This window comes from Frankia sp. Hr75.2 (assembly GCF_949319125.1).
Classification (GTDB): Bacteria; Actinomycetota; Actinomycetes; order Frankiales; family Frankiaceae; genus Parafrankia; species Parafrankia soli.
The window spans coordinates 1-15997 of the sequence record NZ_CASGGV010000166.1 but is presented as its reverse complement, the minus strand read 5'-3'; the positions used below and the strand labels follow the sequence as shown (position 1 = coordinate 15997).

Below are 15997 nucleotides of genomic sequence, written 5' to 3'. Positions count from 1 at the left end.
ACGGCGCTGGGGACCACGCCGCGAGGCCCACGCCACGGCGCGGGATCCGCACGGACGGTGTGAGAGTTTTCCCAGCCGACGCCCGGAATGGTTGCGCAGGCTACCGTATTGGCATGCGCGGGCTGCTGGTCGTCAATCCGGTCGCGACCACCACTACCGAGCGGGTCCGCGACGTGCTCGCCACCGCTCTCGCCGCGGACGTCGCCCTGGAGACGGTGGTCACCAAGGGGCGCGGCCACGGGCTGGAGCTGGGTGCCCGGGCCCGCGAGCTCGGCATCGACGTGGTGATCGTCCTCGGTGGCGACGGCACCGTGAACGAGATCGTCAACGGCCTGGTCGAGAGCGGCCCGGCGGGCGAGGGCCCGGCACTCGCCGTCGTCCCGGGCGGGAGCACGAACGTCTTCGCCCGAGCGCTCGGGTACTCGGCGTCGCCGGTGGAGGCCACCGGGGAGCTGCTTGCCGCGCTGCGCGAGGGCCGCTCCCGGCAGGTGAGCGTGGGCCGGGCCCGGTACGGCGACCAGACCCGCTACTTCACCTTCTGCCTCGGCATGGGTCTCGACGCCGATGTGGTCGCCGCGGTCGAGCGTCGCCGTGACAAGGGACGTCGCAGCACCGCCGGGCTCTTCCTGCGCTGCGCGACCGCCGAGCTCGTCCGCCGGGTCGGGCGCTCCGGCCCGGCGATCAGCATCACCGCGGCGGGCGGCATCCTGGGTGGGGTGGCCACCGGGCGCGCGGCGCCCGACGGCGACGCGGCTGACGGCGACGCGGCTGACGGCGACTCGCGGGACACCGAGGCCGGCGGGGCGGCCGGCACCGGGGAGACCGGCGGGGCGGCTGTCGACCACTCCGAGCCCGGGGCGCAGGGCCGTGAGCCCGTCGAGGTGTCGCTCGCGATCGTCTGCAACACCCGGCCCTGGACCTACCTGAACAACCGGCCGGTCGCCGCCTGCCCGGAGGCCTCCTTCGACACCGGCCTCGACCTGGTGGGGCTGCGCCGCGCCAGGCTGTCGAGCGTGCTGCGGACGGGGCTCCAGATGCTGGGCGACGAGCCGACCCCCCGGGGGCGCAACGTCGTCACGCTGCACGACGCGGCGGCGGTGACCCTGCGGGCCGATCAGCCGGTCGCGGTGCAGATGGACGGCGAGGTCCTGGGGAACTTCGAGCTGGTGGAGCTCACCGACCACCCGCGGGCACTGCGCGTCATCGCCTAGCCCGACCGAATCGCCCGAGGCTCCTGAGCGTCGTCACCTGAGCCGACTGAAGGCGCCTGAGGCGGTGAGGCAACCGAGGCCCCTGAGCCGGCTGAGAGCGCCCGCTCAGGGGCGCCGCAGCGCCTGGCCGACGCCCACGGGGTCGTCACAGATCACGCCGTCCACACCGGCGTCGCGCAGCTCGATCGCCGTCGCCGGGTCGGTGACCGTCCAGGTGACGAGGCGGAGGCCGGCCCGCCGCGCGCGCGGGACCGCGTCGGTCACGCCCAGCACGGCGGACACGTGCGCGTGCAGCTCCGTGTGGCCCGCCGAGCGGGCGTAGGCGACCCCGCCGCTCACCGACATCCGCGGCATCGTGAGGAACGCGGTCGCGACGCCGAGCCCGGCGTCGCGGATCGCCTCGATCGCGAACCAGTCGAAGGACGAGACTGTGATTCCCGACACAGATCGGCTTGCCGGCGCCGGGTTCCCGGTGGAGCTCGACCCACTCGATTCGCCGGCCGGCCCACCCGCCGAGCCGGGCGCGGAAAGCGCTCCGTTCGCGGGAAGCGCTCCGTTCGCGAATGGCGTACCGGGGCCGGGCGGCGCACCGGCGGCCAGCTGGGCGAGCTGTGGGTCGACGTCGGATGGCGCACCAGGGGCCGGCGCTGTCGCCTGATCGAGGTGCGCGCCGGTGACGGAGGAGCCCGGCAGCCCGCGAGCCCGCAGCAGCTCGATGAGCGCGCGGGCCGTCCGCTCGCGTGGAGCGTCGAAATCCGGTTGGCCCGGCTGGTTCTTGATCTCCAGGATGAGGCGGCCACGGCCGTCCCAGACGTCGAGCATCTCGGTCAGCAGTGGGATGCCACGGCTGGCGAGCTCACTGGTCGACCGGCGGATGACGGCCCGACCGCCCAACCGCGGCAGCCGCGCGTCGTGCACACACACCAGGTCGCCGTCGGCGCTGCGGCGCACGTCGAGCTCGACGCCGTCCGCACCTGCCCGTAACGCGGCGTCTACCGCCTCGAGCGTGTTCTCCGGACCGGGTGTCCGGCTTCCACGATGGCCCAGAACCTCCATCGCCCCATCCTGCGCGGTCCGTTCCATGCGGTCACGCCGCGTGGAGAGTGGATCGGTCGGGTGTTCCGCGACTCACCTGCCGTCGGTTACCTGCGGTCAGTTCACGTGCTGGTCGTATGCCCCGCTGTCAGCGCGGTTGCCTGCGTGGTCCTCAGTGCTACGCCGGCCGACCGCGCCACTCCACACGGCGACAGCCAGATCGACACCAAGAGGGCAGCCTAGCACGAGATGACTAACCGGCATCACCCGACAGGCCAACATCGTTTGACCCTGCGGGGCGAGCCGACCCATCGTTACGCCACAACGATTCAACATGATCCGAAGGTCCTCGAAGTACTACAAACCACGGGATCCACTCGTGATGACCACCGGCCGACGTAGGGCAGGGTGATCCTTGGTCCGCTTGTGTCCCCGTCGGACAGGTAGCGGCCAGACCGGGCGTGACGGACCATGCAGGTTCTTGCGCCCCTGCCCGTTCCGGTGGGAGGGTGGCGAATGTCCGAGGTGGATGCACGTGCAGTTGGGTCCGCACACATGCACTCGCACAAGCCCCGGTCGCCGCGACCCGATCAGACATCCGGAATTTTCTTCTGGGACGCGACGCAACCAAGGCGGCTCACCGAGCGTCTGATGTGCAGTGTGACCCGAGACGAGAGAGGGAGTAGTACGCATGGACTGGCGCCACAGAGCGCTCTGCCGTGAAGAGGACCCCGAGCTCTTCTTCCCGATCGGTACGACCGGTCCGGCAGAACGCCAGGTCGAAGAGGCGAAGGCCGTCTGCAGGCGGTGCGCAGTCACTAGTGACTGCCTCAACTGGGCACTGGACACCGGGCAGGATTCCGGCGTCTGGGGCGGGTTGAGCGAGGATGAACGTCGGACGCTCAAGCGCCAGGTGCGGCTGAGAGTCCGGACCGCCTGAGTCCGGACCGCCCAAGCCCGGGGCGCCCCACACTGGGCGCGATCGAGCCGGTCGGCATCAGGACCGATCAGGCCTACCTGAGGTAGGCCGCACACAACCGAACAATGATCGTGAACCGCCTGTCCGCGTACGGACGGACCGGATGTCCACTGCGGAGCCACGCAGTGGTCCGTTCCCATCCGCTCGCGGGTCGATCGACGCATGCCCGAGGCGAGATTCACGATACGCATCACCATCGGCCGCTCTGTCCGCTGGTCCGGCGCACACCCCTGCGCGGACCCGGACGGAGCGGCCGAAAAATCTTTCGGGTCGGCATCCCCTTCGGGGTACTCGGCCTCCCCGCCGGCACCATCGGCGGCGCCCGATGCGCCACGACCGCCCTGCGGCGACGACACGACCGCCGTACGCGGATCGTGAACAGAGGACACATTGGCCTGCATACCCGCGCCAGCGAGGCCCAAACACACAACTTCAAGAAAGTGGGATCGACAGGAGCGCCTCGGTCCCTCGTGCCGGACCGGCCTGCAGCCGGATGGTCCCGCGCATCTCGCCCAGCACCAGCTGACGGACGATCTGCAGCCCGAGCCGGGGTGAGTGCTCGAGCTGGAAGTCGTCCGGCAGGCCGGCGCCGTCGTCGGCGACCACGACGTCGAGGCGGTCCTCGGCGCGCCGCACGCGGAGCTCGATCGCTCCCGACGATCCATCGAACGCATGTTCGACAGCATTCTGCAGAAGTTCCGAGAGCACAAGGGCCAACGGTGTGGCGAGTTCGCCCGAAAGCCGGCCGAACGACCCGATCCGCCTGGTCGTCGCGCGGGTCCCGGTCGACGCGAGGTCGACGGTCACCGAGGTGATCTGGTCGGCGATCTCGTCGAACGGGACGGACTCCCCCAGCGTCTGGGAGAGCGTCTCGTGGACGACGGCGATCGAGGTCACCCGGCGCACCGACTCGCGCAGCGCGTCGCGGGCCTCGTCCGCCTTCGTCCGGCGCATCTGCAGGCGCAGCAGCGCCGCCACGGTCTGCAGGTTGTTCTTGACCCGGTGGTGGATCTCCCGGATCGTCGCGTCCTTGCTCAGCAGCTGGGCCTCCCGGCGCCGCAGCTCCGAGACGTCGCGGACGAGGACCAGCACCTCGCGGATCGCGCCGGGGAAGAGCGGGATGGCCCGCAGCAGCACGACCGTGCTGCCCACCTCGATCTCGACCTCGACCGGCCGGCGCCGGCTGATCGCGTGCCAGACCGCGGGTGTCGTGGCCGGCAGGTTGAGCGCGCGGTGCACGGTGCGCAGGTCCTCACCGGTGACGTTCCCGGTGTGGCCGAGCCGGCGGTACGCCGACAGCGCGTTCGGGCTGGCGAAGATCACCTTGCCGGCGCCGTCGAGGCGCATCATGCCGTCACCGACCCGCGGCGCCTCGGGCAGCTCGGCGGAGCTGCCCCGGAACGGGAACGCACCCTCGGCGATCATCAGGGCCAGGTTGTTCGCGCCCTGCAGGTAGGCGGACTCCAGCGCGCTCGGCGTCCGGGTCGTCGCGAGGTTGGTGTCCCGGGCCAGGACGGCGATCACCCGGTCGCCGTGGCGCACCGGGATCGCCTCGGTGCGCACCGGCACCCCGCCGTCCCACTCGGGCTCACCCTCCCGCGCGATCCGGTGCTCGCGCCAGGCGTTCTGCACGACCCACCGGTTGATGACGACGCTGCCGACCTCGTCGTTGTGATACGCGGTGGGTCCGGTCGTGGGACGTACCTGCGCGACGACCTGGAACTCCATGCCGCCGGCGTGCCCCGCCCGCACCGAGCCGGACCGCACCGGGACAAGCAGCAGCAGGTCCGCGAAGGACAGATCGGCGAGCAGGGCCCAGTCCGCGACGAGCGCATGGAGATGGTCGATGTCGTCGCCGCTGAGATCGGTGCTCGCTCGCAGGGCGTCGGCGAGGGTTCCCACGGGACGCAGACTGCCAGACGCCGTGGTGGGCGTGCCGGGCGGCCGGGCCGGAATGCGCCGTACGCTCGCCGACGTGACGCCCGACAGCACCATCACCACCCCATCCGCGACCTCGGCCGACGCATCGGACGGCGTCCCGGCCAGCCCCGCCGGCACCGTGCCCGGCCCCGCGGGCGGCGCGACCAGCCACGCGAACAGCCCCGCCCCGCTCGGCTGGCTGGGCGAGGCGGCCCGGCTGCGGGCCGAGGCCGGGCTGCACCGCGTGCTGCGCCCCCGGGCGCCCCGCGCCGAGCGCGGGCCCACGGGCGCGCCGGCGCTGCCCGCACACGGCTCGCTGCAGCCGTGGACCGACGGTGATCTCCTGCTCGACCTCGCCGGCAACGACTACCTCGGGCTGGCTCGCCATCCGGAGGTGGTCGAGGGCGGCATCGCCGCGCTGCGCGCGTTCGGCGCCGGGTCCACCGGCAGCCGGCTGGTCAGCGGCACCACGACGCTGCACGGGGAGCTCGAGTCCGCGCTCGCCGAGCACCTCGGCTTCGGCTCCGCGCTCGTCTTCTCCTCGGGCTACGCCGCCAACCTGGCGATGCTGACCGTCCTCACCGGGCCTGGTGACCTGGTGCTCTCCGACGAGCGCAACCACGCCTCACTGGTCGACGCCTGCCGGCTGTCCCGCGCGGACGTCCTGGTCACGCCACATTCGGACGTCGATGCGGTCGACGAGGCGCTGGCCACACGTTCCTGGCGGCGCGCGTTCGTCCTCACCGACTCGATCTTCTCCGCGGACGGCGATCTCGCCCCGCTGGCCGCCCTGCACGCGGTCGCCCGGCGACACGGCGCCGTCCTGCTCGTCGACGAGGCGCACGGGCTCGGCGTCGTGGGCCCGGGCGGGCGCGGGGCGCTCGCCGCGGCCGGGCTGGCCGGCGAGCCGGACGTGATCGCCACCGTGACCCTCTCCAAGTCGCTGGGCAGCCAGGGCGGTGCCGTCCTCGGGCCGGCCGCGCTGCGCGACCACCTGATCGACACCGCCCGGACGTTCATCTTCGACACGGGGCTGGCGCCGGCGTGCGCGGGCTCCGCACTGGCGGCGCTGCGGCTGCTCACCCGACACCCGGACCTGCCGGAGCGGGTCCAGCGGCGGGCGCGGGAGATCGCCGCCGCGACCGGGGCCCCGGAGCCGGCCGGCGCGGTGGTGTCGGTGGTGCTCGGCGATCCCGAGCGGGCCGTCTCGGTGGCCGCGGCCTGCCGCGACGCCGGGGTCGCCGTCGGCTGCTTCCGGCCCCCGACGGTCCCCGCCGGGACGAGCCGGCTGCGGGTGGCGGCCCGCGCCGACCTCACCGAGGCCGATGTGAGCCGCGCGGTCGGCGTGATCACCGACGCCATCGGCCGGTTCCCCGCGCCGTGAGCGTGCTCATCGTCACCGGCACCGGGACGGAGGTCGGCAAGACCGTGGTGACCGCCGCCCTCGCCGCCCTCGCCGCGGACAGGGGGACGGCGGTCGCCGTGGTCAAGCCGGCGCAGACCGGCGTCCGGGCCGGCGAGCTGGGCGACGTCGACCTCGTCCGGGACCTCTCCGGGGTCGACGACGTGCACGAGCTCAGCCGGTACGCCGACCCGCTGGCGCCGGTGAGCGCCGCGCGGCGGGCCGGCCTGCCCACGCCCGACCTCGGCACGGTGGCGGTGGCGGTGCGGCGGCTGCAGGCCGACCGCGGGCTGGTCCTCGTCGAGGGCGCCGGCGGTCTGCTCGTCCGGTACGACCACGACGGCTCCACCCTCGCCGACCTGGCCCGGACGCTGGCGGCACCGGTTCTCGTGGTCACGACCGCCGGGCTCGGCACGCTGAACGCGACGGCGCTCACCCTGGAGGTCATGGCCAACCGCGGGCTCGACCTGGCGGGCATCGTCGTGGGCTCCTGGCCGGCCGAGCCCGACCTGGCCGCGCGCAGCAACATCGTCGACCTCGAGCTGCTCGCCGCGCGGCCGCTGGCCGGGGCGGTGCCGGCCGGGGCCGGGCTGCTCGGCACCGGGCAGTTCCTGCAGATCGCGCGATCCTCGCTCGAACCGGCCCTCGGCGGCGCATTCAACGCCGCGGAGTTCCGACGCCGGTACGCCGTGTGACGACCCCGGCCGGACTCACGTCACAACACGGGCACGAGTCACGAGGATGACTGAACAATGGTCTCGGCGCGGATCGACCGGCCCCGGCCGGCCACAACCCCCGCCACCCGACCGCTGATACGAGAAGACGGACGTCCAGCCCGACCGCTGGCCGCGAGCCACGCCGCCGGCACGACCTCCTGATGGAGATCACCTGTGACCGCACCTGTGACCACGCCCGCGACCGCGGAAGCGTCCCCGACCGTCGAGACCACCAACGTCACCGAGGCACCCCGACCCGTCGACGACGACATTCTCGCCCGTGCCCGCCGGCAGGTGCTCGACGAGGGGCGCGGCCTCGACGAACAGGACGTGCTCGCGGTCCTCCAGCTGCCGGACGAGGCACTGGGCGACCTGCTCGCGCTCGCCCACGAGGTGCGGCTGCGCTGGTGCGGGCCGGAGGTCGAGGTCGAGGGCATCATCAGCCTCAAGACCGGCGGCTGCCCCGAGGACTGCCACTTCTGCTCCCAGTCCGGCCGCTTCGACTCCCCCGTGCGCTCCGCCTGGCTGGACGTCCCGTCCCTGGTCGAGGCGGCGAAGGCGACGGCGGCCACCGGCGCCACCGAGTTCTGCATCGTCGCCGCGGTCCGCGGCCCCGACCAGCGGCTGATGGAGCAGATCCGCGAGGGCGTGGCGGCGATCCGGGCGGCCGTCGACATCAACGTCGCCTGCTCGCTCGGCATGCTCACCCAGGAGCAGGTGGACGAGCTCGCCGGCCTGGGCGTGCACCGCTACAACCACAACCTGGAGACGGCGCGCTCGCACTTCCCGAAGGTGGTCACCACCCACAGCTGGGAGGAGCGCTGGGAGACCTGCGAGCTCGTCCGCGCCGCCGGGATGGAGCTGTGCTGCGGCGCGATCATCGGTGTGGGCGAGTCCCTCGAACAGCGCGCCGAGCTGGCCGCCCAGCTCGCCGCTCTGGAGCCGGACGAGGTGCCGCTGAACTTCCTCAACCCGCGACCCGGCACCCCGTTCGGTGACCTGCCCGCGGTGGACTCACGCGAGGCCCTGCGTACCATCGCCGCGTTCCGGCTGGCGCTGCCCCGCACGATCCTGCGCTACGCCGGCGGGCGCGAGATCACGCTGGGCGACCTGGATGTCCAGGGAATGCTCGGCGGCATCAACGCGGTGATCGTCGGGAACTACCTGACCACGCTCGGCAAGAATCCGGAGAGCGACCTGGCCATGCTCACCGAGCTGCGGATGCCGATCAAGTCCCTGCAGGCCACGCTCTGAGCAAGTGAGTCCGGACCTTCCGTCACCCTAATGTTGATCTATCATCGGGGGTTCGTGTCCGGTTCGGGTGTTCCGCGGAGCACCGCGGTCGACCGTGGTTCGTGGTGACCACGGCTCGCGGGAGTTCGGGTGTTCCGCGGAGCACCGCGGTCGACCGTGGTTCGTGGTGACCACGGCACGGCCAGCCGTCATTTATCGGACAAAACCCCTACACGTCGGGATGGCCTGCTCGCCGTTTGACATCCTTCTCGCCCTCCCAGAGCGAACGTCGCAGGGCGTGCCGTCTGAAACGGCGAGAAAGAAACCAAACGGCGAGTAGCCGAGCGCGCGGAAGCGAACCGGAGCCTGGACGGTCGGCACCGAGGGCGAAACTGTCGGACTACTCGTCCAGACCACGAGCCCCGCCACCGACCCAGGGCCGGGTAGCGGGACGAGCCCGGCCCCGCGGCCAAGGCTGGGAAGCGGCCACGGGTCAGGCCGACACCGACGTCCCGTGCTCGGCGCAGCGCGCGCTCCAGCCCAGCGGGGTCACCTGGACGACGAGGCGACGCCGGCAGGACGAGCAGTACCGCGGTGGTTCCAGCGCGCGCGCCCGCGCGCAGACGTCATGACTGCCAATGCTCGCGAGCTGGCCACACCGGTCGCAGAACGAGGCCTCCATGACAGAGCAGCCTAGGGCACCCGGCCCGCGACCGGCGGCGGGAAGTCCGCGCCGTCACGTCACCACCGGTGGCCTGCCTGCCGGGCCGTCGCGGGCCACCGGCGGCAGCATGTCACCCGCGCAGCATGTCACCGGTGACCGGTCAGGAGTCGACGACGGCGATCAGGTCCCCATCCTGCACGACGTCGCCCTCGTTGACGGCGATGCTGGCGACGGTGCCGCCCTCCTCGCTGATCACCGGGATCTCCATCTTCATGGAGTCGAGGATTACCAGGGCGTCACCCGCCGCGACCGAGTCGCCGACACCGACGACGACCTTCCAGACGTTGGCGACCATCTCGGCACGGACTTCCTCGGACATCGGAATCCCCTTCTCCACGTCGACCGCTCTCCCGGTCGACCGCGCTGCGGCGCCGGCTGATGTGAGCGTAGTAGCCGCCGGGTCGGCGCAGGATCGCAATCGACCCGACGCGCCATCCGGACGACCCGCGGCGGGGCCGCGCCCGGCTGGGAGGACGACCCCACACCCCCGGGCCATGCCGGTGCGCGGCGCCGGATCGGGCGCCCACGCGGGCACGGGCCGCGACCTCGTCGTCGGCGCCGTCGTCGGCGCCGCTGCGTCCCGGGCCCGTCGCGGAAGGGTCACACCGGCGGGCGGTGCTGCGCGATCGAGCGGCGACCCTCCACACTTACGGATGTGCTCGTACTCCTCCTCCTGACCCTGTTGTGCGGGTTGGCCGTGGGGCTCGCGAGGGGCGGAACCCTCGACGCCCTCAGTCGCGTCCACGTCGCCAGGCCCTGGCTGTTCGTCGGCGTACTGGTCGTGCTGGCCGTCGGCAGGCTCGTCGGAGCACTGCACAGCCCGGCCTGGATCCTCGCGTCAGCCGGTCTGGTGGTCGTCGCCGTGGCCAACCGGCGGCTCCCCGGCCTTCCGCTGCTGTGCGCCGGCGTGCTGCTCAACGCGCTCGTGATCAGCGCCAACAGCGGGGACATGCCGGTCTCGGCGTGGGCCGCCGACCGGGCCGGCGTATCGGTCCAGAGCATCCACGACTCGCACTTCCACACGGTGGCGGGAGGGGACACGTCGCTGCGCCTGATCAGTGACATCCTGCCGCTCCCGACGCCGGGCGCACCGGCCGTGGTGAGCCTCGGGGACGTCCTCATGGCCGCCGGCCTGGGCATGTTCGGCGCGGTGGCACCGGTGCGGGCACGGCGGACGTTGCAGGCCCGGCTCGCCGCCGGCCTCGCCCGACCCCGGCGGGCCGCTGGCGCACCGGACACCGACGGACACGGCGCGGACGACAGCGACGGCGACGGCGACGGGCCCGGCGACGACGAGGGACACCTCGACGACGAGCACCTCGAAGACGAGAGACCCCGCGTCGACGGGCACGGCAGAGACCACGAGGACGTCAGGGATCACGAGGGTGACGGGCTCGAGAGCGACGGGCGGGACGGGGACCGTGAGGACGACGGATACGTCCTGGACCAGGACCCGTCGGCCGAGGAGCCGCTCGCCGAGGGCCCGCCCGGCGACGAGCACACGGAGCGGGACGGCACGCCACGGCTCGTTCCCGCCATGACCGGGCCCGCGGACGACCCGGCCGGACCCGTGGGCGCCACGGCCGCGCCGGAGCGCCCCGGAGCGGGGGACGTGCCGCCCGGCCGCGAACCCGCCGACGATCATCCGGGCGGTGACGGGCCCCCGCCCGGCGACGGGACCAGGCTCGGCGGACGCGCCGGCGCGGGCCCGGACTCCGGCCCCACCAGCGGCCTCGCCCGCCCCGTCGACAGCGGCCACGCCGCCGAGTAGGCCGACCAGCCGGGTCCGCCGCCGCTGCGCGGCAGCCGGCGGCTGGCAGTATGTGCCCAGAGCGACCATGTGCTCAGAGCGGCGGAGAGGAGTTCATGATGGCGAAGAAGAAGCGCAAGCGGCGCGCGCGGGCGAAGAGCAAGGCCAACCACGGCAAGCGCCCGAACACCTGACAGGTGGACCGGGTGGGACGCCCAGCGCTCCCGCCCGGTCTCGTCAGCCGGTCACGCCGGCCGAGCCGGAGGCGGCGGCGTGGGCGCTGATCCGGGCCCGGATCCAGTCGACGGTCCGGGTGAGCCCGCCGTCCAGGTCCATCCGCGGCCGCCAGCCGATCTCCCGCTCCGCGAGGCCGACGTCCAGGCTGATGCGCTGCAGCTCGCCGGGGCGCGGCGGGGCGAACTGGGGCTCGTCCGGCACCCCGACCACCCGCGCGATGCGGCTGTGCAGGTCGAGAACGGTGGTCTCGGCGCCGGTCCCGATGTTGATCCGCAGGCCGTTGGCCGCCTGGGCCGGCACGCACCGGGCGAAGGCGTCGGCGACGTCCCCGACGAAGACGTAGTCCCGGCTGGTCGTCCCGTCACCGAAGATCTTGGTCGGGCGCCCCTCGAGCATGGCGGTGCCGAAGATGGCGACCACCCCGGCCTCGCCGTGCGGGTCCTGGCGGGGCCCGTAGACGTTCCCGAGCGCCAGCGCCGTCGTCGCGACACCGTAGGTCACCCGGTACACGTTGAGGTACAGCTCGCCGGCGGCCTTCCCGGCCGCGTACGGCGACTCGGGCGCGGGCGGCACGGACTCGTCGACGGGCAGCGCGGCCGGCGTGCCGTAGATCGACCCGCCGGACGAGGTGTGGATGACCTTCGCCACCCCGGCGGCCCGGGCCGCCTCCAGCAGGTTGATCGTGCCGAGAACGTTCAGCCGGGCGTCGAGCAGCGGGTCGGCGACGCTGATCCGGACGTCGATCTGCGCCGCGAGATGAGCCACCGCGTCGGGGCGGACCCGGGCGACGAAGTCACCGAGATCGGGCGACGTGATATCGCCCTTCTCGAACGAGAACCGGGCATCGGCCGCCGCCTGCGCGAGATTCTCCATGCGCCCGGACGACAGGTCGTCGATGCCCACGACCGAATGACCGTCAGCAAGCATCCGATCGACGACGGTGGAACCGATGAAACCGGCCGCGCCGGTGACGAGGATACGCACAGCAGGCAGCCTAACCGCCCGCTGCCGACCTCCCCGCACGAGCGGGGAGGCGCTCGCCTAGTCGGGGCGGAACTCGGTCGCGTCGGCGCCCGTGCGGGCCGCGCGCAGCCGGGCCAGCACGCTGAGCCGCAGCGAGTCCGGTGCCCGCTCCCCGCCGCACTTGCGCGCGACGAGCATTTTCACCTCGTGTTCGACCCCGAACTCCCGCAGGCACGGCGAGCACTCGTCGAGATGTGCCCGGATCAGGTGCTGCTGCGGGTCGTTGCACTCCCCGTCGAGGTAAAGAAAGACCGCGTCGAGCACCTTGCGGCAATCGATGTTGTGAGGTCCTCCGCAGCTCACGACCCACCGCCCTCGTTCTCGGCAGACCCCGCCGGAACCAGCCCGCGCTCCAGCGCGTACTGCTCCAGCGACTTTCGCAGACCACGCCGCCCACGGTGCAGCCGTGACATCACGGTACCGATGGGAGTGCCCATGATCTCAGCGATCTCCTTGTACGAGAACCCCTCGACGTCGGCCAGATAGACCGCCATCCGGAAGTCCTCGGGCAGCGCCTGGAGCGCCTCGGTGATGTCGCTGTCGGGCAGGTGCTCCAACGCCTCGGCCTCGGCGCTCTTCAGGCCGGTGGACGTGTGCGACTCCGCCTCGGCGAGCTGCCAGTCCTCGACCTGCTCGGTCGGGCTCTGCAGCGGCTGCCGCTGGCGCTTGCGGTACGTGTTGATGAACGTGTTCGTCAGGATGCGGTACAACCAGGCCTTGAGGTTGGTTCCCTCCTGGAACTGGTGGAAGGCCGCGAATGCCTTGACGAAGGTCTCCTGAACGAGATCCTCCGCGTCCGCGGGGTTGCGGGTCATCCGCAGCGCGGCAGCGTAGAGCTGATCGAGGAACGGCAGGGCATCCCGCTCGAACCGGGCGCCGCGCTCCTGGGTGGACTCGTCGTTGGTCTCGTCGACCAGGATCACTCCTTCGCCCCGCCGGGAACCGATCGCCGGCCCGCCGGCTGCCGTCCTGACTGGACCGCTCTCCGCGCCGGACGATACCCCCGCCACCGCCCTGGTGCGCACCGGCGCGGCGACCGGCCGCCCGCGGCCCGGCCCCGTCACCCGGCGATCCTGCGAGCGCGGGCCTGGTGTGCTGTGCTGGAACGTCATCGAACCTCCGTGACGCGGGCACTCCGGCGGTCGCACCACCTCCGTGCGACACCGGCCACGCCTGGCCTCCCGCGCTTCCCACTGGCGCCAACCACCGCGGGCTGTTCTCGATTCCCGGCGGGTGCTGTTCTCGATTCCTGGCGGGTCAGGTGGGTCGAACGGGTCGCGGGTGGGTAACCGAAACAGACGTGAGCACTCAGCCGCGGCGCGCTCAGGCCGTGCCGCCGGGCCCGTCTCCGACCATGCCTCCGGGCTCATGTCCGACCGTGTCCCCGGGCTCGTGCCCGACCGTGCCGGAGGGCTCGTCCCCGAGGCGGGCGAGCAGCCAGGACGCGCCCACCTCCGCGGCCTCCCCGATCACCTCCCCCACGGGCCGGCCGTCCCGGACCCGCACCCGGAACGAGTGGTCGGCCCCCGCCACGACGTGCACCCTGATCCCGCAGGACGGGTCGGCCACCGGCATGCCGAAGGCGTCGCGCGATCCCTGCACCACGAGGACGGGGACGCCGGCCCCCGCCAGCTCCGGCCCGCGCGACGGCTTCCCGCCCGGCGGCTCGAGCGGGAAGCCCAGCGCCAGCACCGCGCGGGCACCGACGGCACGGGCGCAGCGCACCGCCACCCGCGATCCCATCGACGCCCCGGCCAGCGCCAGGCGGTCGGGCGGGCCCAGCGCGGCGACCGCCGCGGTGAGCACGGCGTCCAGCCGGGCGGGGCGGTCCGGGGCGCGCCGGCCGGCCACCCGGTAGGGCATCTCCAGGGCGGCCACCCGGATCCCGGCGGCGGTGAGGCGTTCCGTGAGCGCGGTCAGCGCCGGCGTGTCGGTGCCGCTGCCCGCCCCGTGCAGGAGGACGACGGTGCCGACAACCTCGGCGCGTGGCGGGACGGGAACCACCCGCAGTCGTCCACCGTCCACAAGGAGGGGATCCTCGCCTGCCGTCGCGGCCGCCCTGACCGGCGCCGGTGGCTCGGCCGGGTCACTTCCGTCCGAGCCGCCCGGGAAGGACACTGCGTGGTCGGCCCGAACATCTGTCAGAATTTCACCTTGCGCATGTGACGTGCCTCGCATCATTGCCCCTTGAAGGGTAGGAACGGTCCATGTTGTCTGGCCCCGACGCCGACACTCACTCGTCCCGGGGGTCCTCCAACACGCTGGTGTGTGAGGCCCCCGCCGGCAGTGACGACCCCTACTGGGCCTTCTACGAGGAGGTCGCCTCGGCCCAGCTGAAGGAGTGGCTGCCCGCCGATCCGGTCCGCGTCCTGGACGTCTCCGGCCCGCGGGCCAGATTCGCACGCCAGATGGTCGCGGCCGGGCACGAGGTGGTCCGGGTCGTGGGGAGCCTCAGCAGCGTGGACACGCCGGGCGAGAGCGAGCCCGCTCCCGGCCCGGGGGCCGTGCGGCGGGTCGTCGGTGATGCCCGCTCGCTGGACTGGTTCCGTCCCGGCTCGTTCGACGCCGTGCTCGCCGAGGCACGGGCCCTGTCGTTCTGCCTGGCTACCGAGACCACGCTCGAGGAGATCCACCGCATGCTCCGGCCGGGCGGCCGGCTGCTGCTGTGCGTCGACTCCCTGCTTCTCGGGCTCGCCCGGCTCGCCGAGCAGCACCGCTGGGCGGAGCTGTCCGACGTGCCGCGCGCGGACGTCGTGCTCGTCCCGGCCGAGGACGGCACCATCACCCGGTGCTTCTGGCCCGAGGAGCTGCGCGCCCTGCTCACCAGTGCCGGTCTGGAGGTCGACTGGATCCGCCCGCGCACGGTGCTCTCCGCCGAGGCGGTCCGCCGGGCCGTCGCCGAGGACGTCTCCTGCTTCCCCACCCTGGTGCGCACCGAGGTCGAGCTCGCCGCCGAGCGTGAGGGCGAGTCAATCGGTATTCACCTGATCGCCTCGGCCCGCCGGCCCGACTAGCGCCGGGAATCCGGCATGCTGGCACGGTGACCACCATCACCGAAGTGCAGCGCGGGCAGGGCGACCCGTGGTCGGCTCCGGTCGCGACCGGTCCGGTCCGGGCGACCGTCACCGTGCCGGGCTCGAAGTCCGGCACAAACCGGGCGCTCGTGCTGGCCGCGGCGGCTGACGGGGTCTCCCGCCTGCGCGGGGCGCTGCGCTCCCGGGACACCGTCCTGATGGCCGCCGCCCTGCGCGAGCTCGGCGCGACGGTGACCGACGAGGCCGCACCAGGCGGCGCCGAGCCGGGCAGGCCGGGTGAGCCGGGCGCGGACCAGGGCGCCGCCGACATCGTCGTCACCGGCCCGGTCGGCGCCGTACGGGGCACGGCCGCGATCGACTGCGGCAACGCGGGAACGGTCGCGCGCTTCACTCCCGCGCTGGCGACACTGGCCCGCGGGGACGTGCGCTTCGACGGCGATCCCCGGATGCGGGACCGCCCGCTCGCCCCGCTGCTGCGCGCGCTGCGCGAGCTGGGCGCCCACATTGACGGCGACCGGATGCCCTTCACCGTGCGCGGCACCGGGGCGGTCTCCGGCGGGGCGGTGACGGTCGACGCGTCGGATTCCAGCCAGCTCGTCTCCGGCCTGCTGCTCGCCGCGGCGCGGTTCGAGCGCGGTGCGACCGTGACCCACGCCGGTCACCGCCTGCCGTCCGGGCCGTACCTCGACATGACCGTCGCCGACCTGCGGGCGGCCGGGGTGGGGGGCGGGG

General features: G+C 73.2%; 17 protein-coding genes. 9 read left to right on the top strand and 8 right to left on the bottom strand.

The genetic code is table 11. The annotated features are described in order from the left end of the window. Positions 1-113 precede the first annotated feature (113 nt). Positions 114-1211 carry a diacylglycerol/lipid kinase family protein gene (locus tag AC559T_RS13420; RefSeq protein WP_498868905.1) on the top strand — a complete coding sequence of 366 codons (1098 nt, stop codon included), beginning with the start codon at positions 114-116 and terminating at the stop codon, positions 1209-1211. Positions 1212-1316: 105 nt separating this feature from the next. Here AC559T_RS13420 and AC559T_RS13415 read toward each other — a convergent pair whose 3' ends face one another. Further along, complete coding sequence (locus AC559T_RS13415; protein WP_498868904.1) at positions 1317-2267, bottom strand: glycerophosphodiester phosphodiesterase; 951 nt, start codon at positions 2265-2267, stop codon at positions 1317-1319. 670 nt (positions 2268-2937) lie between these two features. On the opposite strand from AC559T_RS13415, the gene AC559T_RS13410 reads away from it, so the two are divergent. Continuing rightward, positions 2938-3186, top strand: coding sequence for a WhiB family transcriptional regulator (locus tag AC559T_RS13410; RefSeq protein ID WP_018502284.1), 249 nt, complete (start codon positions 2938-2940; stop codon positions 3184-3186). 471 nt (positions 3187-3657) lie between these two features. Here the strand turns inward: AC559T_RS13410 and AC559T_RS13405 are convergent, their stop codons facing one another. Continuing rightward, entirely contained in the window at positions 3658-5127 is a 1470-nt protein-coding gene (locus AC559T_RS13405) for a sensor histidine kinase (protein WP_041253694.1), read from the bottom strand. A gap of 52 nt (positions 5128-5179) precedes the next feature. Between AC559T_RS13405 and AC559T_RS13400 the strand changes: the two genes are divergently transcribed. The 3 genes from AC559T_RS13400 (at position 5180) to bioB (ending at position 8517) form a co-directional block, all read left to right on the top strand. Next, positions 5180-6529: an 8-amino-7-oxononanoate synthase gene (locus AC559T_RS13400; RefSeq protein WP_207912180.1), complete on the top strand. Its 1350-nt coding sequence runs from the start codon at positions 5180-5182 to the stop codon at positions 6527-6529. Beyond that, the gene (gene bioD, locus AC559T_RS13395; protein WP_071059377.1) at positions 6526-7242 is read left to right on the top strand and encodes a dethiobiotin synthase; all 717 of its coding nucleotides are present in this window, start codon (positions 6526-6528) and stop codon (positions 7240-7242) included. The genes AC559T_RS13400 and bioD overlap by 4 nt, the downstream gene beginning before the upstream one ends. Before the next feature lie 195 nt (positions 7243-7437). Then, positions 7438-8517, top strand: coding sequence for a biotin synthase BioB (gene bioB / locus AC559T_RS13390; protein ID WP_112107920.1), 1080 nt, complete (start codon positions 7438-7440; stop codon positions 8515-8517). A 472-nt stretch (positions 8518-8989) separates the two neighbouring features. Here the strand turns inward: bioB and bsaP are convergent, their stop codons facing one another. Together bsaP and AC559T_RS13380 are read right to left on the bottom strand one after the other, a co-directional pair. Further along, a complete protein-coding gene (bsaP, locus tag AC559T_RS13385) occupies positions 8990-9178 on the bottom strand; it encodes a biotin synthase auxiliary protein BsaP (protein ID WP_083390623.1) in 189 nt (62 codons plus the stop codon). A gap of 142 nt (positions 9179-9320) precedes the next feature. Beyond that, positions 9321-9539 (bottom strand): biotin/lipoyl-binding carrier protein, encoded by a 219-nt coding sequence (locus AC559T_RS13380; RefSeq protein ID WP_020458608.1) that lies wholly within the window; start codon positions 9537-9539, stop codon positions 9321-9323. Positions 9540-9875: 336 nt separating this feature from the next. On the opposite strand from AC559T_RS13380, the gene AC559T_RS13375 reads away from it, so the two are divergent. Together AC559T_RS13375 and AC559T_RS13370 are read left to right on the top strand one after the other, a co-directional pair. Then, on the top strand, positions 9876-10991 hold the full coding sequence (locus AC559T_RS13375) for a DUF5317 domain-containing protein (protein WP_498868903.1): 1116 nt from the start codon (positions 9876-9878) through the stop codon (positions 10989-10991). 98 nt (positions 10992-11089) lie between these two features. Continuing rightward, positions 11090-11164 carry a 50S ribosomal protein bL37 gene (locus AC559T_RS13370; RefSeq protein WP_369299096.1) on the top strand — a complete coding sequence of 25 codons (75 nt, stop codon included), beginning with the start codon at positions 11090-11092 and terminating at the stop codon, positions 11162-11164. Positions 11165-11207: 43 nt separating this feature from the next. Here the strand turns inward: AC559T_RS13370 and AC559T_RS13365 are convergent, their stop codons facing one another. From AC559T_RS13365 to AC559T_RS13350, 4 genes are all read right to left on the bottom strand, one after another. Then, entirely contained in the window at positions 11208-12191 is a 984-nt protein-coding gene (locus AC559T_RS13365) for an NAD-dependent epimerase/dehydratase family protein (protein WP_071059374.1), read from the bottom strand. Between the two features lie 57 nt (positions 12192-12248). Then, on the bottom strand, positions 12249-12533 hold the full coding sequence (gene rsrA, locus AC559T_RS13360) for a mycothiol system anti-sigma-R factor (RefSeq protein ID WP_020458605.1): 285 nt from the start codon (positions 12531-12533) through the stop codon (positions 12249-12251). After that, complete coding sequence (locus AC559T_RS13355; RefSeq protein WP_020458604.1) at positions 12530-13342, bottom strand: sigma-70 family RNA polymerase sigma factor; 813 nt, start codon at positions 13340-13342, stop codon at positions 12530-12532. Before AC559T_RS13355 ends, rsrA begins: the two co-directional genes overlap by 4 nt. Before the next feature lie 211 nt (positions 13343-13553). Further along, positions 13554-14408, bottom strand: coding sequence for an alpha/beta hydrolase family protein (locus AC559T_RS13350; protein WP_112107929.1), 855 nt, complete (start codon positions 14406-14408; stop codon positions 13554-13556). Positions 14409-14437: 29 nt separating this feature from the next. On the opposite strand from AC559T_RS13350, the gene AC559T_RS13345 reads away from it, so the two are divergent. Beyond that, complete coding sequence (locus AC559T_RS13345) at positions 14438-15244, top strand: methyltransferase domain-containing protein (protein ID WP_020458602.1); 807 nt, start codon at positions 14438-14440, stop codon at positions 15242-15244. 26 nt (positions 15245-15270) lie between these two features. Then, a partial coding sequence (locus AC559T_RS13340) for a 3-phosphoshikimate 1-carboxyvinyltransferase (RefSeq protein ID WP_498868902.1) occupies positions 15271-15997 on the top strand: 727 nt, incomplete at its 3' end.

Bases quoted from the DNA above. Each gene is read 5' to 3' on its own strand.
- AC559T_RS13410 (WP_018502284.1), top strand. From the start codon at position 2,938: ATGGACTGGCGCCACAGAGCGCTCTGCCGTGAAGAGGACCCCGAGCTC.
- AC559T_RS13380 (WP_020458608.1), bottom strand. From the start codon at position 9,539: ATGTCCGAGGAAGTCCGTGCCGAGATGGTCGCCAACGTCTGGAAGGTC.
- bsaP (WP_083390623.1), bottom strand. From the start codon at position 9,178: ATGGAGGCCTCGTTCTGCGACCGGTGTGGCCAGCTCGCGAGCATTGGC.
- AC559T_RS13420 (WP_498868905.1), top strand. From the start codon at position 114: ATGCGCGGGCTGCTGGTCGTCAATCCGGTCGCGACCACCACTACCGAG.
- AC559T_RS13415 (WP_498868904.1), bottom strand. From the start codon at position 2,267: ATGGAGGTTCTGGGCCATCGTGGAAGCCGGACACCCGGTCCGGAGAAC.
- AC559T_RS13345 (WP_020458602.1), top strand. From the start codon at position 14,438: ATGTTGTCTGGCCCCGACGCCGACACTCACTCGTCCCGGGGGTCCTCC.
- AC559T_RS13350 (WP_112107929.1), bottom strand. From the start codon at position 14,408: ATGCGAGGCACGTCACATGCGCAAGGTGAAATTCTGACAGATGTTCGG.
- AC559T_RS13355 (WP_020458604.1), bottom strand. From the start codon at position 13,342: ATGACGTTCCAGCACAGCACACCAGGCCCGCGCTCGCAGGATCGCCGG.
- AC559T_RS13400 (WP_207912180.1), top strand. From the start codon at position 5,180: ATGCGCCGTACGCTCGCCGACGTGACGCCCGACAGCACCATCACCACC.